Annotated in this window: 25 protein-coding genes; 9 read left to right on the forward strand and 16 right to left on the reverse strand. The window is 59.9% G+C overall.

The features are described 5' to 3' along the window. Positions 1-35: 35 nt before the first annotated feature. Both ppk1 and hemB read right to left on the reverse strand, forming a co-directional pair. The gene (ppk1, locus tag RHM68_RS24590) at positions 36-2,264 is read right to left on the reverse strand and encodes a polyphosphate kinase 1 (RefSeq protein ID WP_322219576.1); all 2,229 of its coding nucleotides are present in this window, start codon (positions 2,262-2,264) and stop codon (positions 36-38) included. 18 nt (positions 2,265-2,282) lie between these two features. After that, positions 2,283-3,296: a porphobilinogen synthase gene (gene hemB, locus RHM68_RS24595; protein WP_322219577.1), complete on the reverse strand. Its 1,014-nt coding sequence runs from the start codon at positions 3,294-3,296 to the stop codon at positions 2,283-2,285. A 206-nt stretch (positions 3,297-3,502) separates the two neighbouring features. On the opposite strand from hemB, the gene RHM68_RS24600 reads away from it, so the two are divergent. Beyond that, positions 3,503-4,126, forward strand: coding sequence for a DedA family protein (locus RHM68_RS24600; RefSeq protein ID WP_322219578.1), 624 nt, complete (start codon positions 3,503-3,505; stop codon positions 4,124-4,126). Here RHM68_RS24600 and RHM68_RS24605 read toward each other — a convergent pair. Beyond that, positions 4,107-5,342, reverse strand: coding sequence for a sterol desaturase family protein (locus tag RHM68_RS24605; protein WP_322219579.1), 1,236 nt, complete (start codon positions 5,340-5,342; stop codon positions 4,107-4,109). The genes RHM68_RS24600 and RHM68_RS24605 overlap by 20 nt on opposite strands. Positions 5,343-5,457: 115 nt before the next feature. Here RHM68_RS24605 and elbB point away from each other — a divergent pair, with 115 nt between their 5' ends. After that, positions 5,458-6,126, forward strand: coding sequence for an isoprenoid biosynthesis glyoxalase ElbB (elbB, locus tag RHM68_RS24610; protein WP_322219580.1), 669 nt, complete (start codon positions 5,458-5,460; stop codon positions 6,124-6,126). A gap of 52 nt (positions 6,127-6,178) precedes the next feature. Here elbB and RHM68_RS24615 read toward each other — a convergent pair whose 3' ends face one another. Together RHM68_RS24615 and RHM68_RS24620 are read right to left on the reverse strand one after the other, a co-directional pair. After that, a complete protein-coding gene (locus tag RHM68_RS24615; protein ID WP_322219581.1) occupies positions 6,179-6,634 on the reverse strand; it encodes a YaiI/YqxD family protein in 456 nt (151 codons plus the stop codon). A gap of 107 nt (positions 6,635-6,741) precedes the next feature. Then, a complete protein-coding gene (locus RHM68_RS24620; RefSeq protein ID WP_322219582.1) occupies positions 6,742-8,640 on the reverse strand; it encodes an FTR1 family protein in 1,899 nt (632 codons plus the stop codon). Positions 8,641-8,763: 123 nt separating this feature from the next. Here RHM68_RS24620 and RHM68_RS24625 point away from each other — a divergent pair, with 123 nt between their 5' ends. From RHM68_RS24625 to RHM68_RS24645, 5 genes are all read left to right on the forward strand, one after another. Then, a complete protein-coding gene (locus RHM68_RS24625) occupies positions 8,764-9,537 on the forward strand; it encodes an SDR family NAD(P)-dependent oxidoreductase (protein ID WP_322219583.1) in 774 nt (257 codons plus the stop codon). A gap of 240 nt (positions 9,538-9,777) precedes the next feature. Continuing rightward, on the forward strand, positions 9,778-11,175 hold the full coding sequence (locus RHM68_RS24630; protein WP_322219584.1) for a hypothetical protein: 1,398 nt from the start codon (positions 9,778-9,780) through the stop codon (positions 11,173-11,175). Positions 11,176-11,190: 15 nt separating this feature from the next. After that, positions 11,191-11,562 carry a YcfL family protein gene (locus RHM68_RS24635; RefSeq protein ID WP_322219585.1) on the forward strand — a complete coding sequence of 124 codons (372 nt, stop codon included), beginning with the start codon at positions 11,191-11,193 and terminating at the stop codon, positions 11,560-11,562. Between the two features lie 39 nt (positions 11,563-11,601). Next, positions 11,602-12,189, forward strand: a complete 588-nt coding sequence (gene lpoB / locus RHM68_RS24640) for a penicillin-binding protein activator LpoB (protein ID WP_322219586.1) — start codon at positions 11,602-11,604, stop codon at positions 12,187-12,189. Between the two features lie 3 nt (positions 12,190-12,192). Then, positions 12,193-12,936 carry a penicillin-binding protein activator LpoB gene (locus RHM68_RS24645; RefSeq protein WP_322219587.1) on the forward strand — a complete coding sequence of 248 codons (744 nt, stop codon included), beginning with the start codon at positions 12,193-12,195 and terminating at the stop codon, positions 12,934-12,936. 74 nt (positions 12,937-13,010) lie between these two features. On the opposite strand, the gene RHM68_RS24650 is transcribed toward RHM68_RS24645, so the two are convergent. The 3 genes from RHM68_RS24650 to abc-f form a co-directional block, all read right to left on the reverse strand. Further along, entirely contained in the window at positions 13,011-13,643 is a 633-nt protein-coding gene (locus RHM68_RS24650) for a LysE family transporter (protein ID WP_322219588.1), read from the reverse strand. A gap of 115 nt (positions 13,644-13,758) precedes the next feature. Further along, positions 13,759-14,340, reverse strand: coding sequence for a mechanosensitive ion channel family protein (locus RHM68_RS24655; RefSeq protein ID WP_322219589.1), 582 nt, complete (start codon positions 14,338-14,340; stop codon positions 13,759-13,761). Next, the gene (gene abc-f, locus RHM68_RS24660; RefSeq protein WP_322219590.1) at positions 14,340-16,250 is read right to left on the reverse strand and encodes a ribosomal protection-like ABC-F family protein; all 1,911 of its coding nucleotides are present in this window, start codon (positions 16,248-16,250) and stop codon (positions 14,340-14,342) included. The genes RHM68_RS24655 and abc-f overlap by 1 nt, the downstream gene beginning before the upstream one ends. A 50-nt stretch (positions 16,251-16,300) precedes the next feature. Here abc-f and RHM68_RS24665 point away from each other — a divergent pair, with 50 nt between their 5' ends. Then, the gene (locus tag RHM68_RS24665; protein WP_322219591.1) at positions 16,301-16,765 is read left to right on the forward strand and encodes a TIGR02444 family protein; all 465 of its coding nucleotides are present in this window, start codon (positions 16,301-16,303) and stop codon (positions 16,763-16,765) included. On the opposite strand, the gene RHM68_RS24670 is transcribed toward RHM68_RS24665, so the two are convergent. Beyond that, positions 16,762-17,757, reverse strand: coding sequence for an AlgP family protein (locus RHM68_RS24670; protein ID WP_322219592.1), 996 nt, complete (start codon positions 17,755-17,757; stop codon positions 16,762-16,764). The two genes, RHM68_RS24665 and RHM68_RS24670, sit on opposite strands and share 4 nt — an antisense overlap. A gap of 192 nt (positions 17,758-17,949) precedes the next feature. On the opposite strand from RHM68_RS24670, the gene RHM68_RS24675 reads away from it, so the two are divergent. Next, on the forward strand, positions 17,950-18,615 hold the full coding sequence (locus tag RHM68_RS24675; protein ID WP_322219593.1) for an FKBP-type peptidyl-prolyl cis-trans isomerase: 666 nt from the start codon (positions 17,950-17,952) through the stop codon (positions 18,613-18,615). A 63-nt stretch (positions 18,616-18,678) separates the two neighbouring features. Here RHM68_RS24675 and rsd read toward each other — a convergent pair whose 3' ends face one another. From rsd to RHM68_RS24710, 7 genes are all read right to left on the reverse strand, one after another. Then, positions 18,679-19,137 (reverse strand): sigma D regulator, encoded by a 459-nt coding sequence (gene rsd / locus RHM68_RS24680; RefSeq protein WP_322219594.1) that lies wholly within the window; start codon positions 19,135-19,137, stop codon positions 18,679-18,681. Positions 19,138-19,312: 175 nt separating this feature from the next. Next, on the reverse strand, positions 19,313-19,864 hold the full coding sequence (locus RHM68_RS24685; RefSeq protein ID WP_322219595.1) for a disulfide bond formation protein B: 552 nt from the start codon (positions 19,862-19,864) through the stop codon (positions 19,313-19,315). 322 nt (positions 19,865-20,186) lie between these two features. Continuing rightward, positions 20,187-21,425, reverse strand: a complete 1,239-nt coding sequence (locus RHM68_RS24690) for a heme biosynthesis protein HemY (RefSeq protein ID WP_322219596.1) — start codon at positions 21,423-21,425, stop codon at positions 20,187-20,189. Next, positions 21,422-22,564: a uroporphyrinogen-III C-methyltransferase gene (locus tag RHM68_RS24695; protein WP_322219597.1), complete on the reverse strand. Its 1,143-nt coding sequence runs from the start codon at positions 22,562-22,564 to the stop codon at positions 21,422-21,424. The genes RHM68_RS24690 and RHM68_RS24695 overlap by 4 nt, the downstream gene beginning before the upstream one ends. Positions 22,565-22,580: 16 nt before the next feature. After that, the gene (locus RHM68_RS24700) at positions 22,581-23,348 is read right to left on the reverse strand and encodes a uroporphyrinogen-III synthase (RefSeq protein ID WP_322219598.1); all 768 of its coding nucleotides are present in this window, start codon (positions 23,346-23,348) and stop codon (positions 22,581-22,583) included. Then, positions 23,345-24,286 (reverse strand): hydroxymethylbilane synthase, encoded by a 942-nt coding sequence (gene hemC / locus RHM68_RS24705; protein ID WP_322219599.1) that lies wholly within the window; start codon positions 24,284-24,286, stop codon positions 23,345-23,347. The genes RHM68_RS24700 and hemC overlap by 4 nt, the downstream gene beginning before the upstream one ends. A 138-nt stretch (positions 24,287-24,424) precedes the next feature. Then, positions 24,425-25,171 (reverse strand): LytTR family DNA-binding domain-containing protein, encoded by a 747-nt coding sequence (locus RHM68_RS24710; protein WP_322219600.1) that lies wholly within the window; start codon positions 25,169-25,171, stop codon positions 24,425-24,427. Positions 25,172-25,406: the final 235 nt, after the last annotated feature.

Below are 25,406 nucleotides of genomic sequence, written 5' to 3' on the forward strand. Positions count from 1 at the left end.
GAGGTTCGCCCTTTTTTGCACCCGATAGCCTGACGTCAGTTGACGTTCAGAATCGGACTGCCCAAACGCTCCAGCAAGGTGGCCTGAGCGCTGCGCGGGTTCTGGTTACCGGTCGGCGTGTTGCGGATGTAACGACCGTCCGACTGCAGGCTCCAGCTGTGAGTGTTATCGGTGAGATAAAGCTCCAGCTCTTTCTTGACCCGCATGATCAGCTTCTTGCCTTCGACCGGGAAGCAAGTCTCGACGCGCTTGTCGAGGTTGCGCTCCATCCAATCGGCACTGGAAAGGAACATCTGCTCTTCACCCCCATTGAGGAAGTAGAAGACCCGCGTGTGTTCCAGGAAGCGGCCGATGATCGAGCGCACGTGGATGTTGTGCGAGACCCCGGCGATGCCTGGCCGCAGACAGCACATGCCGCGCACCACGAGGTCGATACGCACCCCGGACTGGCTCGCCTTGTACAGCGCGCGGATGATCTTCGGATCGGTCAGCGAGTTGAACTTGGCGATGATGTGCGCCGGTTTGCCGTCGAGGGCGAACTGCGTTTCCCGGGCAATCATGTCGAGCATGCCCTTCTTCAGCGTGAACGGCGCATGCAGCAGTTTCTTCATGCGCAGGGTCTTGCCCATGCCGATCAACTGACTGAACAGTTTGCCGACGTCTTCGCACAAGGCGTCGTCGGACGTCAGCAGGCTGTAGTCGGTGTACAGCCTGGCGTTGGCCGCATGGTAGTTGCCGGTGCCCAAGTGCGCGTAACGCACAATTTCGCCGGCTTCGCGACGCAGGATCAGCATCATTTTGGCGTGGGTCTTGAAGCCGACCACGCCGTAGATCACCACCGCACCGGCCGCTTGCAGGCGACTGGCCAATTGCAGGTTGGACTCTTCATCGAAGCGCGCCCGCAATTCGATCACCGCCGTCACTTCCTTGCCGTTACGCGCCGCGTCTACCAAGGCATCAACAATCTCCGAGTTGGCGCCGGAGCGGTACAGGGTCTGACGGACCGCCAATACATGCGGGTCCTTGGCCGCCTGACGCAGCAAGTCGACCACCGGGGTGAACGACTCGAACGGGTGCAGCAACAGGATGTCCTGCTTGCTGATCACGCTGAAAATGTTCTCGCTGTTTTGCAGCAGTTTCGGGATCTGCGGCGTGAACGGCAGGTATTGCAGCGCGCGCTGGCTGTCCAGGCCGGTGATGCTGAACAAGCGGGTCAGGTTGACCGGACCATTGACCTGATACAGCTCGGTCTCATGCAGGTTGAACTGCTTGAGCAAGTAGTCAGACAGGTGTTTAGGGCAGGTGTCTGCCACTTCCAGACGCACCGCATCGCCGTAGCGCCGGGAGAACAACTCGCCACGCAGGGCGCGGGCCAGGTCTTCTACATCTTCAGTATCGACCGCCAGGTCGGCATTTCGGGTCAGACGGAACTGATAGCAGCCCTTGACCTTCATGCCCTGGAACAAGTCGTCGGCGTGAGCGTGGATCATCGACGACAGGAATACATAGTTGTCGCCAGCGCCGCCGACTTCTTCCGGCAGTTTGATCACGCGGGGCAGCAGCCGTGGCGCCGGGATGATCGCCAGGCCGGAATCACGACCAAACGCGTCAATACCCTCAAGCTCGACGATGAAGTTCAGGCTTTTGTTCACCAACAACGGGAATGGGTGCGTCGGGTCGAGGCCAATCGGGGTGATGATCGGTGCGATCTCGTCGCGGAAATAGCGGCGCACCCAGGTTTTGATCTTGGTCGTCCAGTGCCGACGACGAATGAAACGGACCTGATGCTTCTCCAGCTCCGGCAACAAAATATCGTTGAGAATGGCGTACTGGCGATCGACGTGACCGTGGACCAGCTCACTGATCCGGGCCAGTGCCTGGTGTGGTTGCAAACCATCGGCGCCCGCCTGTTCACGGGCGAAAGTGATCTGCTTCTTCAGACCGGCCACCCGAATTTCAAAGAACTCGTCCAGGTTACTCGAAAAAATCAGCAGAAACTTTAACCGCTCCAGCAACGGGTAGGACTCATCCAGCGCCTGTTCCAGCACGCGGATGTTGAACTGTAGTTGCGATAGCTCGCGATGGATGTACAGACTGCTGTCATCCAGGCCGGGAATGGCAATCGCCGGTGCCGCCACCACTGTGGCGGGCTCGGCTACCACGGCAGCCGGAGCAGGCTCCAGCTCAGGCGGGGTTTCGGCGAGTTGCTCGACCACCGGTTGAGCGTCTTTTACGGCAACTTCAGAGAGTCCTTCGGTATTCATCGAATGTTCCTGGGAGGGCTATTTTTGCTCTCGTAACAATTGGGCAGCGCGCACGGCAAAATAAGTCAGGATGCCATCTGCGCCTGCACGTTTAAAAGCGGTCAGGGATTCGAGAATAACCCCTTCGCTCAACCAGCCATTCTGGATCGCCGCCATGTGCATGGCGTATTCGCCGCTGACTTGGTAAACAAACGTCGGCACTTTGAATTCTTCTTTGACCCGGTAAAGGATGTCCAAATACGGCATGCCTGGCTTGACCATGACCATGTCTGCGCCTTCTGACAAGTCCGCCGCCACTTCGTGCAGGGCTTCGTTGCTGTTGGCCGGGTCCATCTGGTACGAGGCCTTGTTGGCCTTGCCCAGGTTCAGCGCCGACCCGACCGCTTCGCGGAACGGGCCGTAATAGGCGCTGGCGTACTTGGCCGAGTAAGCCATGATCCGCACATTGACGTGATCGGCCAGCTCCAGCGCTTCGCGAATCGCCTGGATGCGCCCGTCCATCATGTCTGACGGCGCCACCACCTGAGCACCAGCGGCAGCGTGCGACAGGGCCTGTCTGACCAGCGCATCGACGGTAATGTCGTTCTGCACATAGCCTTCTTCGTCGAGAATACCGTCCTGCCCATGGGTGGTGAACGGGTCCAGGGCCACATCGGTGATCACACCCAACTCAGGGAATCGCTCGCGCAAGGCGCGGGTGGCACGCTGGGCGATACCGTTGGGGTTCCAGGCTTCGGCGGCGTCCAGCGATTTAAGCGCCGGCGGGGTGAACGGGAAAAGCGCCACTGCCACAATCCCCAGTTCGACCCAGTTGGCTGCTTCTTCGAGCAGCAGATCAATGGTCAAGCGTTCCACGCCGGGCATCGACGCCACCGCTTCTCGACGGTTTTCACCGTCCAGCACAAACACTGGCAGGATCAGGTCGTCGACGGTCAACACGTTTTCACGGACCAGCCGACGCGAAAAATCATCACGACGATTGCGACGCAGGCGGGTTGCAGGAAACAAACGGTTGGCGGGGGTAAAGCTCACGGCAGACTCCTGAGCCCGCGGACAGGCGAGCGTGACAGTTATAGGCGGCCATTATGACTAACGTATGACAGTTGTGCTTAGCCCTGTGACAGGTAGCCGCATTCCATTGTCCTTGTAGGAAATGTTCACGTCGAGACACATTTGGACACTTTCCTGAATGTGCTCGAAGGGTTAGGCTGCGCGTTCATTTCGCCAGCACCCAGACAATGCTCCAGCAATTTCTGCATGAATTTGGCTACTTTGCCCTTTTTCTCGGCACGTTCTTCGAAGGCGAGACCATTCTGGTACTCGCAGGCTTCCTCGCGTTTCGTGGATACATGGACATCAACCTGGTCGTCGTCGTGGCGTTCTTCGGCAGCTATGCCGGCGATCAGCTTTGGTACTTCCTGGGGCGCAAGCACGGGCGAAAACTGCTGGCGCGCAAACCCCGCTGGCAGATGATGGGCGACCGGGCGCTGGAACACATCCGCAAGCACCCAGACATTTGGGTACTGAGCTTCCGCTTCGTTTATGGCCTGCGCACGGTCATGCCGGTGGCGATCGGCCTGTCGGGCTATCCGCCGGGACGTTACCTGTTGCTCAACGGGATTGGTGCCGCGATTTGGGCCAGCGCCCTGGCGGCGGCGGCCTATCACTTCGGCGCGGTGCTCGAAGGCATGCTCGGCAGCGTCAAGAAGTACGAGCTGTGGGTACTTGGCGCTCTGTTGTTATTGGGCCTGGCCCTGTGGCTGCGCCGGCGGTTCAAGAATGCTCGCCTGGCAAAGAAGATCTACGCCGACGAGCAAGCTGAGCTGGCCAAGGCCAACGAGACTAAGACGCCAGTCGAGTGAAGCGGTTTTTGCAAAAGTAGAGACCGATCCCGCTGAGCAGGCTGTAGCTGAGCAGGCCGACCCAGCCCACCGCGCTGGCCGGCCACAACCCGACCAGCGGCGCCAGCCACACCAGCGGCACGTTCGACGCCAGCCGTGCAAGCTCAAGCTTGAACGCCCACGGGCGATTCTCCAGGGCCACGCCCAAGGTAAACAACCCCAGCGCTACCACGCCCCAGCCCATGACCAGTGCGGCGGTCGGCAGGCTTTGCTCCAGGTTCATCAAATAGCTGCCCAACGCGATGTAGACGCAAAACTGCAACGCCACGTACAGCTGCTGACGCCCGTCCATTGGCACTTCGAACTTGCGAAACTGGCTCAGATCCGGTTTGTTCATTGGGTAGTTCGCGGCCACATCCGCCGGCCGCCAACCGGTACGCATGAACCAGATACGTAGCTTGTCCCACGGGCTTTGCGCTCGCCGTGCGTCATCCCACAACTGCGCATAAAACTGCACGTTGGCCCACAACGGGTTCCAGCTCGCCAAAGGGGTCGTCACGCCGAAAACCACCGGCTCGTTGTCGTCTTCTTCCTGGAACGAACCAAACAGACGGTCCCAAACAATGAACACGCCGCCGTAGTTGCGATCCATGTAGAGCGCATTTTGGGCATGGTGGGCCCGATGATTGGACGGCGTGACGAAGCACCACTCGAACCAGCCAAGCTTGGGAATGTGCCGAGTGTGGACCCAGAACTGATACAGCAGGTTCAGCGCCGCCACGCTGACAAACACCAGCAACGGCACACCCAGGACCGCCATGGGCAGGTAGAAAATCCAGCTCAGCAAGAAGCCGGTGCTGGTCTGGCGTAACGCCGTGGAGAGGTTGTAATCCTCGCTCTGGTGATGCACCGAATGCGCGGCCCAGAGGATGTTCCGCTCATGGCCCATGCGGTGTAACCAGTAATAGCAAAAGTCGTAGAGGACGAAGGCAAACACCCAGACCCAGACACTGTCGCCCGACAGTTTGAATAGGGCCAGATGCTCGAGCGCAAACGCATACGTTACAAGCCCCACGCCCTTGGTCAGCAGGCCCGTGGTGGTCGACAGCACCCCCGTGCTCAGGCTGTTGATCGCATCAGCCACCCGATAATGACTGACACCGCGCCAACGGTCGGCCAGCAGCTCGACCACGATCAGCACAAAGAAAAACGGCACCGCATACAGAATGAAGTTCATGACGCGCCCTGGTCGCAACTTTAAGCACAGATCCTAGGTGTAGCCGCGAATTTACCCTATGGCAACGAGTGACAAATTAGTGGACATTTAACGCCATGAATCTGGAGAAAAAACCATGAGCAAAAAAATTGCAGTGATCCTTTCCGGTTGTGGCGTGTACGACGGCGCCGAGATCCATGAAAGCGTGATCACCCTGCTGCGCCTCGACCAGCGGGGTGCTCAAGTGCAGTGCTTTGCGCCGAATATCGCCCAGTTGCATGTGATCAACCACCTGACGGGCGAAGAAATGCCCGAGTCGCGCAACGTGCTGGTGGAATCGGCGCGGATCGCCAGGGGTAACGTCCAGGACATCCGTGAGGCCAACGCCGAAGACTTCGATGCGCTGATCGTGCCGGGCGGTTTTGGCGCAGCCAAGAACCTCTCCAACTTCGCAATCGAAGGCGCCGCGTGTGCGGTTCAACCGCACGTCCTGGCGTTGGCCGAAGCCTTTGCCGAAGCGGGCAAACCGGTGGGGCTGATCTGCATTTCACCGGCCCTGGCCGGAAAAATCTACGGTCCCGGAGTGACCTGCACCATCGGCAACGATGCCGAGACAGCCGCCGCCATGAACAAAATGGGCGCCACGCATGCAGACTGCGCCGTGGGCGATATCGTAGAAGACACGGCGCGCAAGTTGGTAAGTACGCCGGCGTACATGCTGGCGCAGAGCATCAGCGAGGTCGCCACCGGGATCAACAAGCTGGTGGATCGCGTACTCGAACTCACCCACGAAAACGACGAATAACACGGCGCTCTATCGAAGCGAGCCTGCTCGCACTCAGTGCTTTCGGTAGGGCTCAGGGTTTGCGGGTGAGGCGGGTAAGAATTCGGTCGAGCGCATTGGCGAACGCCTGTTTCTCTCGCTCGCCAAATGGCGCCGGGCCACCGCTCATCTGGCCCTGTTCACGCAAATCGGTGAACAGATTACGTACCGCCAGCCGATCGCCCATGTTCTGCGCGTCAAACTCCTTGCCTCGAGGATCGAGCGCCGAGACGCCCTTCTTCACCAGCCGATCGGCCAACGGTACGTCGCTGCAAATCACCAACTCACCCGGCACCGCATGCTCTACCAGGTAATCATCGGCGGCATCGGGGCCGCTAGGCACCACAATCAGTTTCACCAGCGCCAGGGCCGGTTTGATCTGCGGTTGACCGGCCACCAGCACCACCTCGAACTGGCGTTTGAGGGCGAACTTCACCACCAGATCCTTCGCGGCCCTGGGGCAGGCGTCGGCATCAATCCAGACACGCATTGTGTTTTCCTTTTTCAGAAAGCATCGCGAGCAGGCTCGCGCTCACCGGTTATACACAATCCTGTGGGCGCGAGCCTGTTCGCGAATGTGAGCGCAGCAAATGCCCGTTAGGAAACCGACACCCGACGCTTCTCTGCCATCCGGCTGCGGCTGTAGAGCACGATGATCGCCAGGATCGCCACCGCCTGCGCACTCAGGGAGTAAGCGTCAGCGTGGATGCCCAACCAGTCGAAGTCAAAGAACGGCACCGGTCGGGTGCCGAAGATCCCGGCTTCCTGCAGCGCTTTCACGCCGTGGCCGGCAAACACCACCGACAACGCGCAGAGCAGCCCAGCGTTGATCCCGAAGAACAGCGCCAAGGGCAGTTTTGCCGAGCCGCGCAGAATCACCCATGCCAGACCGACCAGCAGCACCAGTGCCGTGGCGCCGCCCGCCAATACCGCGTTGTGCCCGGCGGGACCGGCCTGTAACCACAGGGTTTCGTAGAACAGGATCACTTCGAACAGTTCGCGATACACCGAGAAGAACGCCAGAATTGCAAAACCAAAACGCCCACCGCCGCCCACCAGGCTGCTCTTGATGTAATCCTGCCAAGCCGCCGCGTGACGACGGTCGTGCATCCACACGCCCAGCCACAGCACCATGACGCTGGCGAACAGCGCGGTGGCACCCTCGAGTAACTCACGCTGGGCACCGCTGACATCGATCACATACGCCGCCAGCGCCCACGTGCCCAGACCGGCCAGCAGCGCCAGGCCCCACCCCACGTTGACACTGCGCACCGCCGATTGCTGGCCGGTATTGCGCAGGAACGCAAGAATCGCCGCCAGCACCAAAATCGCCTCAAGACCTTCGCGCAGCAAAATCAACAGGCCGGAGATGTAGCTCAGGGACCAGCTCAAACCATCGCTGCCCAGCAGCTCGGCTGATTGCTTCAACTTGGCCTTGGCCGCGTCCAGACGCAGTTCCGCCTGAGCCACTGGCAAGCCGTCCTGCAACGACTGACGGTACGCCATCAGGGATTTTTCAGTGTCTTTGCGCACATTGGCATCGACGTTATCCAGCGAGCTTTCGACCAGCTCAAAGCCTTCCAGGTACGCCGCCACCGACAGGTCATAGGCTTGATCGTGATCACCGGCACGGTAAGCGGCAATACTTTTATCCAGCGTTGCAGCGGTGTAGTCGAGCAACTGCGCGGGGCCGCGTTTGACCTGCGGCGGTTGCGCCCTTTGCGCGCGGAACGTTGCAGCCGCTTGCGGACCTTCGGCGGCCAGCACTTCGGCTGGCGTCTGACGGGCCAAGTCGGCAATGTTGTAGGTCTTGTCGGCGTGGAGTGCCGTCGAATCGACACTTAAGCCGGCGATATAGGTCGCCAAGTCCCAACGCTGACGGTCATCCAACTGATCAGCGAAGGACGGCATGTCGGTGCCTTCGACGCCCATGCCCAAGGTGTTGTAGATCGCATAAAGACTCAGGCGATCAAGTCGCGCGGCATCACGCAGGTTGGCGGGTGGCGGGGTCATGCCGACACTCGCCGGGCCATCGCCGGCGCCCGTGGTGCCGTGGCACACCGAGCAGTGTTGGGCGTACAACGGTGCGCCACGGGTCGGGTCCGGCGTAATGATCGGCGCTTGGCTGACTTCATAGGCCACCGCCAGCTTGGCGCCCAACTGTCGGGCTTGGCGGGCCACGTCTGCGCCCTCCTCACGGGCTGCAATCGCGGCGCGCAAGCGGTCGACACCCTGCTCCAGCTCTGCACGTTCGGGCTTGGCCGGCAGCTCAACGATCAAACCTTGCAGCACCCCGAGAAACTCCTGCTGTTCAAGGTACTCAGACTCATCAATGACCTTGCCTGCCTGGACCGTTGCCGGGTAATCGGCGCCAATATAGTCAAGCAAATGCAGCGCTTTTGGCGCACCTTCGGCAGTCTCGGCCAACGCCTGGACGCTGCAAAAAGCCAGCATCGGCAGCACTAGCCAGGCCAAAAATCGGGAGGGAGCAGTCATCAATGAATCTCAAATGGAAATACGAAGTAATGCATTGTTAACTCTCAATGAGTTTCACTCAACCTCTATTAACGTCCGCAACCCCATCGGCCAGCGGCCATAACCCCCCAGGAAACCCAAGCGATGAGTTTGTTCGAACGAATGACACAACCCGCACAGGTGCTGGTTTACGGCGCGAGTCGCGGGATCGGCCTGGCCTTGTGCGAGCAACTTTTGGCCCGGCACGATGTGGCCCAAGTATTTGCCGTGGCCCGACACGCCACTCAATCGCCGGGCCTGGCGCAGCTCAGTGAGCAGCAGGGCACGCGCCTTGTGCGGGTGGACAACGACGCCAGAAATGAAACAGATCTGGCCGCGCTCGCGACGCAGATCGGGCAGTCAACTCAACAGTTGAACCTGGTCATCAGCACCTTGGGGATTCTTCAGGAAGAACCGGCAAAAGCCGAAAAAGGCTTGGCACAGCTGGACATGGACGGGTTGCTCGCCAGTTTTCGCAGCAACACGTTTGCGCCCATCTTGTTACTCAAGCACCTGCTACCGCTGCTGCGCGGACGCCATCCGTGCTGTTTTGCCGCACTCTCGGCCCGGGTCGGCTCCATCGGCGACAACCACCTCGGCGGCTGGTACAGCTACCGCGCGAGCAAAGCCGCACTGAACCAGTTACTGCGCACTGCCAGCATCGAACTCAAACGCCTGAACCCGAGTGCGACCATCCTGAGCCTGCACCCAGGCACAACCGACACGCAGTTGTCGAAACCCTTCCAGGCCAATGTGCCAGCGGACAAGCTTTTCACCTGCGAGTTTTCCGCGAGCCGACTGCTGGAGCTGGTAGATCGTCACGGCCCGCAAGACACCGGCAGCTTTCTGGCCTGGGACGACACACCGATCCCTTGGTAGTCGAAACGCTGACCAGCCACCTCGGGCCGAAGGAAATAATGGCGCACGCACAAATCTTGAAATCAAAAAGCCAGTAAATAGCCAGCACCCCTGTCTATAATGCCGCGCCGTCGCTATCGCGATCCGGCATTTAAGCTCCTCTTGTTATGAGGAATTGGCAGGACGCCATCGCCCTTGCCAATAGGTCCCAACAGCCCGACCCGCATGCGTGGCTGCTGACTCTCAGGGAAGAAGTACCCCATGGCCTCCCGCGCCCTTACCTCGATCGCGCTCAGCGCTGTCACGTTGCTTTCCGGCTGTTCGGCGTTTCGTAACTACGACTCCGAACTGGCACAAACCAATCAACAACTGGCCGCTGGCAACGTCGATGCGGCGTTGACCCTGCTGGAAAAAAACAACACGGGCGAAGACAAAGACCTGCTCTATTACTTCGAGAAAGGTGAATTGCTGCGCGCCAAGGGCGACCTGTCCGGCAGCCAGAAGGCCTGGACCAGCGCCGATCAGGTGGTGGGGAAATGGGAAGACTCGGTCAAGCTCGATACCGACAAGTACCTGGCGCAGTTCGGCAGCTTTCTGGTCAACGACAAGGTCCGTCGCTACGAAGGCTATGACTACGAAAAAGTCATGCTGACCACGCAGATGGCGCTCAACCTGCTGGCCGTGAATGACTTCGACGGCGCGCGCATGTCGATCAAGAAGACCCACGAACGTGAAGCCGTGATCGCCGACCTGCGCGACAAGGAATACCTCAAGAGCGAGCAGCAAGCCGAGAAAGAAGGGGTTAAAACTCAATACAAAGACCTTCAGGGCTACCCGGTCGCGAGCCTCAACGCGCCGGACGTGGTCAGCCTGAAGAACAGCTACCAAAGTGCGTTCAGCCACTACCTGTCCGGTTTCGTCTACGAAGCCTTGGGTGAAAAAGACCTGGCCGCACCGGGTTATCGCCAAGCCGCCGAGCTGCGTCCGAACACGCCACTGCTTGAGCAAGCGCTGGTGAACCTCGACAAGCCCGCCGCCAAGGACGATGACAGCGACATCCTGATCGTGGTGCAAAGCGGTTTGGCGCCGTCCAGGGACTCAATTCGCATCCCGCTGCCATTGCCGATCAGCAACCAGCTCGTGATCACGCCGCTGTCGTTCCCGATCATCAAAGCAGATACCTCCACCGCAGCCTTCGCCCAGATCGGTGTGGACGGCCAGCAACTGAACCTGACCTCACTCAACAGCACCACTGCGATGTCGCGTCGCGCGCTGCGTGACGACATGCCGGGGATCATTCTGCGCACTACCGTGCGAGCGATCACCCGTAGCGTGGCACAGAAGAAAATCAACGAAACCAACCCGCTGGCGGGTCTGGCGGTGGGCATCTCTTCAGCCGTCCTCGAAGGAGCGGATACCCGCACCTGGCGGACCCTGCCGGACATCACCCAGGTGGTGCGTCTGCGCTTGAAGAAAGGCGAGCACCAAGTCACCCTGCCAAGCGCCGTGGGCGGGTCGGTGGTCAAAGTGACGATCGATCAGCGCTACCAGGTCATCAGCCTGCGCGCCGTGGGCAATCAGGTCTTCGCCAGCGGCATCGCCGCACACCTGATCCCAAGTACCAACCCGACCGCCGTCGCCAGCCTCAAACAACCTTAAGAACGGAGTCTTTGCATGCGTTTCAAAATCATCGCCGTCGCCGCCCTCGCCTTACTGGCCGGTTGCGCCTCGCCACCGCCGCCGGAGCCAGGCAGCGCTGCCAGTAAAGTCGTGGCCATGGGCCCGCTGAAGAACATCGTGGTCGGCGCCATGCGCGTCGCCCGGGAAAACGGCTTCATGACGGTCAACGTGCAGTTGAGCAACACCCTCAACAGCAACAAGACGTTCTACTACCGCTTCGCCTGGCTCGGCCAGGAAGGCTTCCCGATTGCTGAAGAAGAAACCTGGAAAAGCATGACGATGTATGGCGCGCAGACCAGCTTCATTCAAGCGATTGCGCCAACCGCCAAAGCCCTGGATTTCCGTCTCGAAATCAAGACGCCTTAAGTCCGACACCCTTTTCGTTCAGTTCTAGAGAGCATTCCCATGTTTGCACGCTTTTCGTTCATCGCCGTTCTCGCCCTTCTGGCCAGCGGCTGCGCCAACACTTCCCCGACACTGGGCAGCAAAAACATCAGTTACGGCGATACCAAAGCTGTGGAAACCGTGACCAACGAGTTCGGTTCCACCGACCTGCAGATGATCGCCGAGTCCATGACCCGCTCCCTGGCCCAGTCCGGCATTCTGCAGGGCCGCCCGGTGGTTCAGGTCTACGACGTGAAGAACAAGACCAGCGAGTACATCGATACCCGTGAAATCACCACCAGCATCAAGACTCAGTTGATGAAGAGCGGCACCGCCCGCTTCGCCAGCGACAACACCGCCATGCAGAGCCAGGTCGACCAGCTCAAGCTGCAAAACCAGAGCGGCCTGTATAAAAAGAGCACCGTGGCCAAGACCGGCAACATGGTGGCCGCGCAATATCGTCTTGAAGGCTCGATCAGCTCGATCGTCAAGCGCAGCAGCGACTACAAAGACGTCTTCTACAAATTCAGCCTGCAATTGATCGACGTTGAAAGCGGTCTGGCCGAGTGGATGGACGAAAAAGAGATCCGCAAAACCACGGAGCGTTAAGCAATGCGCACATGGATTGGCATGATGGCCCTCGCTTGCGCGTTCAGCGTGCAAGCAGCCCCGAAAGTGGCCGTAGCGGACCTGGCGTATCAGGAACGAGTGGAGCAGTACATCCACATCGTTTCGGCCAAGAGCAGCTACAACCAGAGTTACTACGGCGCCAGCGGTTCTTCGAGCTACAACGAAATCGAAGCGACCAGCAGCTACATCGAGCAAGGCGAACTGCGTAAATTCACCGGTGACATCAAGGGCGAGATTTTGCGTACCGGCATGTTCCAGCTGATTCAAGGCACGCCGTACACCGCGTCGTCCAAAGGTGACATTTACGATGTCATCAAGCGAATCAAGGGTGGCAGCTTCAAGGGTGCGGACTATGTGCTGTTCGGCACCGTGTCGGACATCGATTTCACCCGCGACATGAACGAACTGGCCAACACCGACAGCTATTCGGCAGTGCTGGCATTGACCCTGGTGGCGGATTTCAGCCTGATCAACACCAGAACCTTCGAAATCACTTCGGCGTTCACGGCGATGGGCGAAGGCCAGGACACCAAACTGGTGAATGGCCGGGACATCAAAATTTCGCTGAACCGCCCTCGGGTGGTGCGTGACGTGTCCAAGGCCTTGGGTGAGGACGTGGCCGCGCAATTGCGTCAACAGCTCGGTGGCGGCGGTTACGGGCAGCCGGTGCAAGCGCCGCTGCGCAACAACTTGCCACAGGATACGGCGCCGGTCATTTTGCGCTGAGTAGGCTCTGATCGCGCCCATCCGTGGGAACGATAAGGCGACCTGAAGAGGTCGCCTTTTTTATGCCCGAGGATTTACATCACCGCTTTGCGAAGCGTCGCCATGAACGCCGCCGCACCGATGAACAATCCGGCAAACGTGCGGTTCATGCGTTTTTGCTGCTTGGGCGTGCGTAACAGCCGTAGCACTTTGGACGCTAGCCCGGTGTAACCGGCCATGACGATCAGATCAACACAGATCATCGTTGCACCGAGAATCAGGTACTGAGCCACCAGCGGTGCATGGGGATCGATGAACTGCGGCAACACTGCCAGCATGAACACCAACGCCTTGGGATTGCTGATGTTCACCAAAAACCCTCGAAACACCAGAGCCAGCGGCTTGCCGATCTGTCGCACGGCCGCGTTGTCGCTCATGTCGGTAGGCAGCGCACGCCATTGTTTGACCGCGAGGTAGACCAGATAGGCCACACCAAACCATTTGATCGCGTAAAAAGCCGTGGCCGACGCGGTAAGGATCGCACCGACACCCGCGGCAACGATCGCAATCTGCAACGCCAGGCCCAGTTGCAGCCCGAGCGCGTTCCAGTATCCACGCCAAAAACCGTAGCGCAGGCCACTGGACATCGACGCAATGGCGCCGGCACCGGGGGAAAGGCTGATCACCCAGCAGGCAGCAAAAAACGCCAGCCATGTTTCAAGCACCATCGCACACCTCGACTCAGACTCGTGACAGGCGTCTAAGCTAATGCGGCTTTGGTGTAATGACTACCGATTTTTGTAGGACAGCGCGACCGCCACCTTGTGTTTGCGGGCGCAAGGCCTACTTTTCGAAACCACCCGAGGGAAACACATCACTCCCGCGCCAGCGGCGGACCGAGCGCTGGAAGAACAGGCTGTTGGGCACTTGCACCATAGCGCTGCCGGTGCCGAGTGCTTCGGCTTCGATCAAAGTCGTGAACAGCAGATTGATTGCCACCACTCGGCCTTTGACGCCAGGCTTGTCGAGGGTATCGACCAGTTCGACGACATCACCGATGCGGAACGGGCCGACGGTGAAGATCAGGATCGCGCACAGCAAATTGGAGAGCACGCTCCACATGGCGAAGAACGCGACGGCGGCAACCGCGACGAACCCGGATAACGCGGTCCAGAGCACTGTGGCCGACACGCCGAGACGCTCCAGCACGAAAATCAGTGCGCTGCCCATGATCAGCCAACGCAAACCGCCGCGCAGCGGCATTAGCAATTGCGGCGGAAACGGGTAGCGCTCACCCAGACGGGTCAGGCCCTTGGCAACGAAACGCTGGGCAACATAACCGGCCAACAGGATCAGCAGGATTTGCACGCCGAGCCAGATCGGCTCGACCCACATCGCTGGCAGCGGCAGCTTGAAGGCGTCCATCAAGACAGCGCCTCCAGCTCCGCTTGCATGCTTTCGAGCAATTCCAGCGCTTCCATCCAGGCTTCTTCCAACTCGGCTTCACGCACCTTCAGCTTGGCCTGCTCGGCCAGCGCATCACGCAGATCGTTCTTGCGCGCCGGCTCGTAGATTTCACTGTCGCCGAGGCTGGCATCGATTTTCGCCAGTTTCTCGTGCAGCTTACCCAGCTCGGCTTCGAGCTTGTCGGCCTCGCGCTTGTGCGGTGCCAGTTGCTGACGCAACGCGGCCGCAGCCTGACGCTGAGCTTTCTTGTCAGTCTTGTCCGGGTTTGCCGGGTTGTTGCTGACCGGCGCGTTGCGCTGACGGTAGTCCACCAGCCAGCGGGTGTAGTCTTCAAGATCGCCGTCGAACTCTTCGACCTTGCCGTCCGCCACTAGATAGAAGTTATCCGTGGTGCTTTTGAGCAAATGACGATCGTGGGAGACCACCAGTACCGCGCCGCTGAATTCCTGCAAGGCCATGGTCAGTGCCAAGCGCATTTCCAGGTCCAGATGGTTGGTCGGTTCGTCAAGCAGCAACAGGTTCGGCCGCCCCCAAGCGATCAACGCCAGTGCCAGTCGGGCCTTCTCGCCACCGGAGAAATTCAGCACCGGTTCATCGATGCGCGCACCACGGAAGTCAAAGCCACCGAGAAAATCACGCAAGGTCTGTTCACGCTCACCCGGCGCCAGGCGCTGCATGTGCAGTAGCGGACTGGCCTTGGAGTCGAGAGAGTCCAATTGATGCTGGGCAAAATAACCGACCACGGTGTTCTCGCCACGGGTCAGTCGGCCAGACAACGGCTCGAGTTCACCGGCGAGGTTTTTGATCAGGGTCGATTTACCAGCACCGTTGGGGCCGAGTAAACCGATCCGTGCGCCGGGGGTCAGTTGCAACTTGACCTTCTCGAGCACCGCGCGCTCGCCGTAACCCAGCCGGGCGTCGGAGATGTCGATCAACGGGCTGGATATTTTCACCGACTCACGGAAGACGAAATCAAACGGCGAATCGACGTGGGCAGCTGACAGCTCTTCCATCCGCTCCAGCGCCTTGATCCGGCTCTGGGCCTGACGGGCTTTGGTGGCCTGGGCCTTGAAGCGCGCGATGTAGCTTTCCATGTGCGCACGTTGCACCTGCTGCTTCTCGTAGGCCTGTTGCTGCTGGGCCAGACGTTCGGCTCGGGCGCGCTCGAAAGCGCTATAACCACCGCGATACAGGGTGATTTTGCGCTGATCGACGTGGGCCACATGATCGACCACGGCATCGAGGAAATCCCGGTCGTGGGAAATCAGCATCAAGGTGCCGGGGTAGTTTTTTAGCCACTCTTCGAGCCAGATGATGGCGTCGAGGTCCAAGTGGTTGGTCGGTTCGTCAAGCAGCAGCAAGTCCGAGGGGCACATCAAAGCCTGCGCCAGGTTCAGACGCATCCGCCAGCCACCAGAGAAATCTCCTACCGGACGATCCATCTGATCATTGGTGAAGCCAAGACCGGCGAGCAGCTTGCGCGCCCGGGCATCGGCGGTGTAACCGTCGGCGCTATCGAGTTCTGAGTGCAGGCGGGCCTGAGCAGCACCGTCATGCGCCGCTTCGGCTGCGGCGAGGTTGCGTTGCACCTCGCGCAGGCGCAGGTCACCATCGAGCACGTAGTCAACCGCCACGCGATCGAGGGTGTCGATCTCTTGACGCATGTGGGCGATGCGCCAGTCAGCCGGCAGGAAGCAGTCACCCGAGTCGGGGTGCAGATCACCCAGAAGCAAGGCGAACAGGCTCGATTTGCCGGCGCCGTTGGCACCGATGAGGCCGGCTTTGTGGCCGGCGTGCAGGGTCAGCTCGGCGTCTTCTAGCAGACGTTGCGGGCCACGCTGTAAAGTCAGGTTCTGAAGTCGAATCATAATGGCGGCGGAGTCTACCAGCTTCGCTCGCAACTGGCGCGAGTAGCACTATGTCCTCTGACCTGTGGAGCTTTTCCCTCAACGTTTATGCAAGCCCCGGCACGGAGCAAGCGTGCCTGCAATTGCAATCGGCGGGGGCGAATGTGTGTTTGTTGCTGTGTGGGCTGTGGCTGGAACAACGAGGCGTGGCGTGCAACGAACAGCGATTGCAGGCGCTTTTTCAAGTGGCCGGGCCGTGGGAGGTGAATGTCGTGCATCCTCTCCGGACCTTGCGCACACAATGGAAAGCCGCAGCCGCTGACGACGTCGAACTCAATACGTTACGCGAACAAATCAAGGCACTGGAGCTGGAAGCCGAACGGCACCTGCTGTTGCAACTGGAGCGCGCGGCGCAGAGTTGGCCGCAAGATGAGGTGACCGATCCATCGGCCTGGCTGGAAGGTATGGCGGCAGGCGCCGCCAACCTGAACCACGACGCGCTGCATCAGCTGCGCGTCGCAGTTACCGGCACTTAAGAAGCGCTGGTTGGGGAGGTTGCCGTGTTCGAAGCAGCGGCAGGAGTAGGCGCAGAAGCCGCTGTCGAGTGAGCAGTGCCTGCGGCTGGAGCCGCAGCGGCTGGCTTGGCGACGGCGGCGGTAGCCGGTTTGGCGGCAGCCGGCTTTTTCACCGCGGGTTTGGCAGCGGCTTTAACCGCCGGCTTCGCAGCGACGAGCTTGGCGGCGGGTTTGGCCGCTACTTTAGCCGCAGGTTTAGTCACGGGTTTAGCGGCAGGTTTGGCCGCGATCGGTTTGACGGCCGGCTTCGCAACTGGCTTCGCTGCTGCTGTTTTGGCGGCAGGCTTTGCAGCCGATTTTGCAGCGGGTTTGGCCGCTACTTTAGCCGCAGGTTTAGCGGCAGGCGCTTTTGCAGCAGCAGGCTTGGCGGCCGTTGCGGGCTTGGCAGCAGTGCTTTTAGCCGCTGGTTTCGCAGCGCTGGCAGCGACTGGTTTTTTGGCGGCAGGCTTGGCGGCGGCTTTGACCGGAGCCTTGGCGGCAGGTTTGGCCGGTGCTTTTGCAGCAGCCGGTTTGGCAGCCGCTTTCTTGGCGGGGGCGGCAGCAGGCTTGGTCGAACGCAGCGACAACGCCTTGCCGACAGCCTCTTGTACGCGACCGACGCCTTGGGCCAGTTTCAAGCTTTCTTGAGCATCGCGTTTGAGTTGCAGAATGTAGCCGCGAGTCTCGGACTGACGATCCTTGAGGGCATCGAGCAGGTCTTCAAGTTCCTTCACCGCGTCCTTCGCCTTGGTCTGCGCCTTGGCTTTACCGGCCGCCGCAGCGTCCTGCAATTTGGTACGGGATTTGTGCAATTTTTCCTGTGCTTTTCCGCGCTGCTTTTCCAGTTTGGCGAGCAGTTTTTCAGCATCAGCCAAGGCTTGGGAACAAGCGTTTTCCAAATGTTCGAGCAGGCTGCCCGAAAGCTGTTGGAGTAAGTGCAACGGAGTATTTACAGGCTTCTTGGTGGCCGACATGGTTTACCTCCTGGCTGACGTGGGTGCGGCTCATACTAGACCTCTGCTGCTACCGCCGCTAGGTGATGTTGACAGTATCCAAAGCGTTGCGTTGCAACGGATTGAAAATGTTCTGCCTACGCGCAAAACCAGTTCACCGTTCAACGCATTCACACTGGCATAATCGGCCGCATCTGAGGTCGGAGAGTGCCCATGTCGCGTTACCTTTTTTTATCGCTGTGCATGGTTTTTTCCATGCTACAGGCTGCGGAAAAAACCACTGAAAATGATGCTCACGATCTCGCCTACAGCCTGGGCGCAAGCTTGGGCGAACGCCTGCGCCAAGAGGTTCCCGACTTGCAACTCCAGGCGTTGGTCGAGGGCTTGCAGCAAGCCTATCAAGGCAAACCTCTGGCGCTGAAGGACGAGCAGATCGAGCAGATTTTGGCGGAGCACGAAGCTCAGGTTGCCGAGCAACCGGCGGTGCCGCAAAGTGAAGTGGCCATGGCCAAAGAGCAGCGATTTCTCACTGAAGAAAAAGCCAAACCTGGCGTTCGCGAACTGGACGACGGAATATTGCTGACGGAACTGTTGCCAGGCACCGGCGCCAAGGCTGGCCCGAACGGCAAGGTTCAGGTGCTGTATATCGGTCGCTTGCCAGATGGCACGGTGTTCGATCAAAACAGCCAACCGCAATGGTTTAGTCTCGACAGCGTGATCGCTGGCTGGCGCACTGCGCTGCAAAACATGCCGGTGGGTGCAAAATGGCGCTTGGTGATTCCATCGGCCCAAGCCTATGGCGCAGATGGCGCTGGCGACTTGATCGCACCCTTCACGCCGCTGGTCTTCGAAGTCCAATTGCGCGGCGCCACCAGCTGAAAGACCAGAAACGAAAAACGGTGCGCAAAGCGCACCGTTTTTTTGCTACTCGCTCGAAGGGGCTCAGGCCTGAACCGGATCCTCTTCCTTGTGAGCGGTGTGCAGCACTTCGATCAGGCAGTCTTCCAGCTCGAAGCGTTCGTGCAACAGACCACCCAGCTCCTTGAATTTCTCTGCTACGCATTGGCCTGCATCGCACAGGTCATTGAACGCGAGCAGCTTCTCAGTGATGACGTCGATACGCGGGTAGATCGTCTCGGCCAGCTCAAGACCACGGGTGTCGCCAAATGCCTTGGCTTCGCCGGTCAGCTGTTCGTAGATCTCGAAATGCCCCGCCGACACGTAATCGACCAGCACCGCGCAGAATTCCTGCAACGGTTTACGGTCCGCGCTCAAAGCCTCGGGCTTGGCGCCGAGAGCATCATAAGCCCGAACCAGTTCGTGACGCTCCTGCAACCAGCGATCGATCAGCAGATGCACTCCACCCCAGCGTTCCTGAGCATTCTGACAACTTTCGAGCATGGTGATCTCTCTTCCCTTGTGGGCATGCTGCTCTACATCTGCGCACTCTTGAAGGTCAAGAATCGGCCAGACAAAGCGTCATCGAGCAACATAATTCCAATGACACATGCGGGCCAGATTATGCCCGCACGACAATGGCTTCAAGGTACGCAGGAGATAAAGTTCATACAAGTGTTTAATCGCCGCTGCCATCGCGGTGCGACGACTCGCCGCTGGGCGGTTGCCGGCAAGCGATCCAGACCAGGCGCAACAACTGATAAACCCCCAAGATCAGCATCGCGACAAAGAACAACAAACTCCATTCCGGGATGCTCAAATCAAACAACGTCCAGGAAATCTCCGAGCAGTCGGCAGTCCCTTGAAACATGCGTGTGACCACGCACGTCCAGGGCATGCTGACAAACAGCTCATCCAGAGTAGGCGAACAGGCCGAAAACTGTTGCAGCGGCTCGCTCTGCAACAACACCTGGCGCCAGGCGGTAATGGTCCCGGCCAGACTGCAGAACACACCCAGCAGCCAGTACAGGACAGACGCGAAGCGCCGAGGCCCATGCACTGATGCCACCAGGTACACACCCATGAGCACCACCAGACACGCGCGCTGCAATAAACACAATCCGCAGGGCTTGAGCCCGACTGAATATTCCAGGTAATAGGAAATGCCCAACGCCAGGGCAACTGCAGTGAAAGCCATGAAAAACAAGGAGCGTGAGCAGGCCAAAGACATGGCTTTTCCGTAACAGTAGAGACAGAGGGTTACGGTAGAGGAAAGGACGTCAGCCTTTCAAGGCAAGCTGGCACGGACAGTTCACCAGAGGTGTAGGGAATTCCCGACAGGAGCGAGAGGATACGATGTAGTCCCTTGTAGGATTCTTCCGATCAAGGACTACAAAGAAAAGATTCGGGGGCGAAAACTACCCTTGGGCCCGCACAAACGACTCGCTATTCGAATGCGCAGCCCACGCAAAACCGGTCATCGCGGCCCGAGTTTGGGGACTGCTAAAGTGCCCGGCGAGAGCACGCGCCCTCGCCAAGCAGGCAATGAACCGTCAGCCGCGAGCCGGCACAGGCAGTGGTGCTGCCAGCAGGCGCTCATCCAGTAGGCCCAAGCCTTCCTGGAACAACTGATTACTGCGTTCGGTATCACCCAATTGCGCCAGCAACCGTGCGAGTTCCGCGCAGGCTTCCGGGTTGCGTTGCACACGCAGGCTACTTTCCAGATAGTCCCGAGCTTTGCCCCACAAACTACTTTGCAGGCACAGGCGCCCCAGTGTCAGCAGCAGGCTGGCATCCGCGGGATGATCCTTGAGCCAGCCTTCGGCGGAGCGCAGTTGCCGCGCCGAATCACTGCCGCGAACCAGCCCGTACAAACGCGCAAGATGGCTGTCGTAGTTGCGCTTGAGCGCCGCACGCAACACTTCCTCGGCTTCGACTTGCGCGCCCAACTGCCGCAGTTGCTCGGCATAGGCCAGCACCAGTTGCGGCTCCAGGCGCTGAGCCGTTGAAAGCTGCTGCCAGGCGCGATTGAGCGTCTGCAATCCGACGCTTGCGTCTTCTCCACGATGCGCGGCCAGACTGAGATTCTCACCCCAGGCCCGACGCTCCAGCTCAGCCAGTTCGGCGGGAGGCAGCACTTTGTCCTTGCGCAATTCCGGTAACAGGCGAATGACCGCCGACCAATCGCCGCGCTGCTGATGCAGGCGTTGCAACTGACGCAGGGTTTGCGTGTTATGCGGATGCCGTTCATGCATCGCTTGCAAGGTCGCCAAAGCGCCCTCGGTATCACCGCGATCGGTCTGCAACTGCGCGTGACTCAAGGCAATGGCCAACTCCGCCTGAGGCTGGCGTTCGAGGGCGCGCTCTAACAGATTGTCGCTCTCCTCGTAGTGACCCTGCTCGTTTGCCGCGCGGGCGGCACCCAGGTAATACAGCAACGGCTGACGTTCGGCTTCGGCGGCTCGATGCAGATGACGCTGAGCACTGGCCCAACGGCCCTCGGCCAAATCCAGTTGACCATGCTCAATGGCCACCTGTACCCGGCGACTGCGATTGCGCCGCGACCACGGATTGACCACGCCGCTGGACGTCATGACCAGGCCAATCAACGCCTTGATACCCCAGAACAACAGCCAGAGTGCGGCCACCAAGGCCAGGGTGGCCCAGAGACTCGACTCATAACGAAAGCTTTTGTAGGCCACCAACACGTAGCCAGAATGCTCGGCAATCGCCAACCCCAACGCAGCAGCCGCAGCGATCACCAAAAACACGATCACATAGAGCCGCTTCATGGCGTTGCCTCCTGCACGGCATTGGTGGCAGGTTTGGCCAGAGGCTTGACCGAGTCTTCGGCGTTGACGTTACGGCGCTCGAGATAAGCCTGAACCGCGCTGAGGGTGCCCGTCAGGTCCGGCGTGACCACCGTAACCGGCTGCTTGCTCAACTCGCCCACCCGCTCAAGCATCACTTTGCTCTGAGGGTTGTCCAGATTGAAGTTGCCCCTGAGTACGTCACGCGCTTCGACCAGCGCTTGGGTATACACCGGCGCCTGACCGTTAAGCGCCGCCCACTGCGCCTGCTCAAGCGCCAAGCTCAGGGCCAGACGGACCTGGCTCAGACTCTGACCGGCCAGCAATGGACGAACATTTTTGTCAGCGTTGAAATCAATGCGCACGTAGCGTGAAATTTTGTCCCACCACTGCGCCCAAAGGCTGGCACCGTCGCCACCGGCGGTCAGGCCCAGCAGCGATTCGCCATGGTCCTTGTACTCTGGCGCGAGTTCAGTGAGGTTGACCACCTGATCGCGCACCGCACCCAGTTGCAGGAACAGCCCGGTGCGATCCGGTTGCTCAGTGCTGCGCAGCGCCATCAAGGTTCTAGCTACCTGTTCGCGTGCGGCAAAGGCACCGGGGTCGTTCTGTTCGCGCAGAATGTCATCGGCGCCCTGCACCAGCGCCTGGGCGCTGCTGATGTCCTGCAACGCCGAAAGACGCAGGCTGGCCAGACGCAGCAGGTGCTCGGCCTCGGCCAGACGCCAATCCTTGCGGCTGGCGCCAAGGACGGTCTCCAGACGTTGATTCAAACGTTGTTGATCGCCTTGAAGCTGGGTCACCAGACGGCGGCGATCTTCCAGTTCATCAGCGCCTGGCAGTTGCTCCAGACGTGCGCTCAAACGCTGCTCATTGAGCTTCATTCCCTGAGTTTGATCGTTCAGCGCCTGGACCTGGCTCAACTGCTGCTGGTTATCGGCTTGCAGGTGACGCACCTGCCAGACCCCCCACCCGCCGACTGCAACACCCGCAGCGCCCAGCAGCAAGGCGACGATTGCCAGTCCATTGCCCCGGCGCGGCGCGGCGGCCGGTGGCGCGGTTTCAACCTGTGCATCAAGCACAGGCTGGACATCATCTTTAGGCAAGACTGTTTCGCTCACGTATCCATCCTTTGCATTAGAGAACGGGCACGGGATGCTCCCGTAACGCCGTCAGCAAAGCCGCGGCACTGGCGCCACGACAATCCACAACTGTATGAGCCCCGGCGGCACGTGCCAGTTCGGCAACCCTGGGGCTTGGAACAAACAATGGCCACTGCGCAAGCGCGGGCCAAGTCTCACCGGCCAATTGGCGCAGGTGCTCGAAACCCTGTCCACTGCTGACCACCAGCCCGTTCAAGCGTTCCACTTCGAACAGAGAAGGCAGCGCTCCCGGTGGGTACTGGGGCAGGCCGCGACGGTATAACTCCAGGTACTCGACACTAGCACCAAGCTCACGCAAACGCTCAGCCAGCCGCTCGCGTCCGCCTTCCCCGCGCATGATCAGTACCCGAGGATCGGGCCGAGCGATAGCCTCGCGTAAATCGGCAAGTTCAAGCAACGCTTCGCTGTCGTCGCCATTGACCGGATAACTGACGTTCAAGCCATGAGCGGAGAGGATCTGCGCCGTCGCGGCACCGACGGTGAACCACTTTAAGCACGGTGACTGTGGCCAGCAATCACTAAGCAGCTCGACGCCGATGCGAGCTGCCGGTTTGCTGACCACGATGACGGCGCAATAGCTATCCAGCCGCCGAATCAGCTCGCGCATCGTGTCTGTAGCCGGAACCGGCTCTATGTCCAAAAGCGGCAGACAGCGGCTGAAAATCCCACTTTCGGCCAACGTGCTACTCAGCGCCGCCGACTCATCCGCCGGGCGCGTCAGCAGCAGACGCCAGCCCGTCACTCGTGACCTGCCTCGCCGTAAACCGCTTTGAGAATGTCGGCGGCGCCTTGACTCAACAGGTCTTCAGCCACCTGCACACCCAGCGACTCGGCGGCGCCACGCGGTGCGCGGGCGTCGGCACTGAGCAGGAGACCACCACTCGGATCGCCCACCAGACCGCGCAACCAGATGTGCTCGCCTTCAAGCACGGCGTAGCAGGCGATGGGCACCTGGCAGCCGCCATTCAAATGTTTGTTAAGGGCACGTTCGGCGGTGACACGGGTAGCAGTGTCCAGGTGATGCAGCGGCGCGAGCAAGGCATGGATTTCGTTGTCGATGCTGCGACACTCGATGCCGACAGCGCCCTGACCACCGGCCGGCAGGCTGTCGTCGACGCTGATGGCCGACGTAATGCGCGCCTCAAAGCCCAGTCGAATCAGCCCCGCCGCCGCGAGAATGATGGCGTCGTATTCGCCCGCATCAAGCTTGGCCAGACGCGTATTGACGTTACCGCGCAGAAAGCGGATCTCAAGGTCCGGACGACGCGTCAGCAACTGAGCCTGTCGGCGCAGACTGGACGTGCCAACGATGCTGCCTTGCGGCAACGCATCAAGGCTGGCGTAGGTATTGGAAACGAACGCATCGCGCGGGTCTTCGCGTTCACAGATGCAGAACAGCCCCAGGCCTTCGGGGAAGTCCATTGGCACGTCTTTCATCGAATGCACAGCGATGTCGGCCTGGTTTTCCAGCAGCGCGGTTTCCAGCTCCTTGACGAACAAGCCCTTGCCACCGATTTTCGACAATGGCGAGTCGAGCAGTTTGTCGCCGCGACTGACCATGGGCACCAGCGTCACCAGCAGACCCGGGTGGGCTTCTTCCAGGCGAGCTTTGACGTATTCGGCCTGCCATAAAGCCAGGGCACTTTTGCGGGTGGCGATGCGGATTTCGCGAGAGGACATGGATCAATCCGTACTGAATAGATACGGCGGATAATAACAGCTCAGCCAAATCCACTTTGACTTGTATCAGAAACTCAATGGCCTCCCTGGCCTTCAACGCCCGGCAAGTAGGTGTGCATCCCGCTCAATAAGCCCGGTTTAAAGCTGTTGCATCATTTTTCGAACGCCAGCCACGTGTCGGCGACTGACAATCAGAGCATCGCCGTCGAGGCCTTTGAGGAACAACTGAAAATGCCCCAGCGGCGTGCGCTGCAGGCGTTCAATGCGTTCACGGGCGACCAGGGCATTGCGGTGGATACGCACGAAGCGATCGCCAAACTCGTCCTCCAAAGCCTTGAGTGGCTCGTCGAGCAGCACTTCGCCGCCCTCATGGCGCAAGGTGACGTACTTGTGGTCAGCAATGAAATAGACCACCTGCCCGAGCGGGATCAACTCAATCCCTTTGCGGGTACGGGCGCTGATGTGGCTGCGCGGACCGCTGCCGCTTTCGGCGGCGGGGCGAGTCAGGGCTGCAAGCTGAACGCGATTGGGGCGCTCGGCTTTCTTCAAGGCTTCGTGCAGCAGTTCGGTTCGCACTGGCTTCACCAAATAGCCGACGCCGCTGGCCTGCAAGGCCTCTACGGCGAATTCATCGGATCCGATGCAAAACACCAAGGCGGGCGGCGCATCGCGTTCGCACAATCGTGCAGCCACTTGCAGGCCATCGAGGCCTGGCATACGGGTATCAAGCAATACGATATCCGGCTTGTGGCTTTCGATCAGCGCCAACGCCTCTTCGCCGTTCGTGGCGCTGGGCTCCAGGACACTGTATCCCTCGAGTTCACCGACCATACGGCTCAGGCGCTCGCGGGCAAGGGGTTCGTCATCAACGATCAGGACATTCATATTGCGCTGGATTCCTGCGTGAGTCTCGCACAAGGATAGCGTAGACAGGTGAAGTGACATCCGTCACCGCGATCCACGCTAAGACTGGCGTGAGGGCCAAAAAGTGCCGCGAGACCGGCGGCTAAATTTTCATCTGCCGGGCGATGGGCAGCCCGGGCCCGCATTGGCGAGGCATCGCCGTAGGGTTTGCTGATACACAACACGAACACCCCCTCTTCTTATAGTCAGCCGTAGC

This window comes from Pseudomonas sp. DC1.2, assembly GCF_034351645.1.
Lineage (GTDB): Bacteria > Pseudomonadota > Gammaproteobacteria > Pseudomonadales > Pseudomonadaceae > Aquipseudomonas.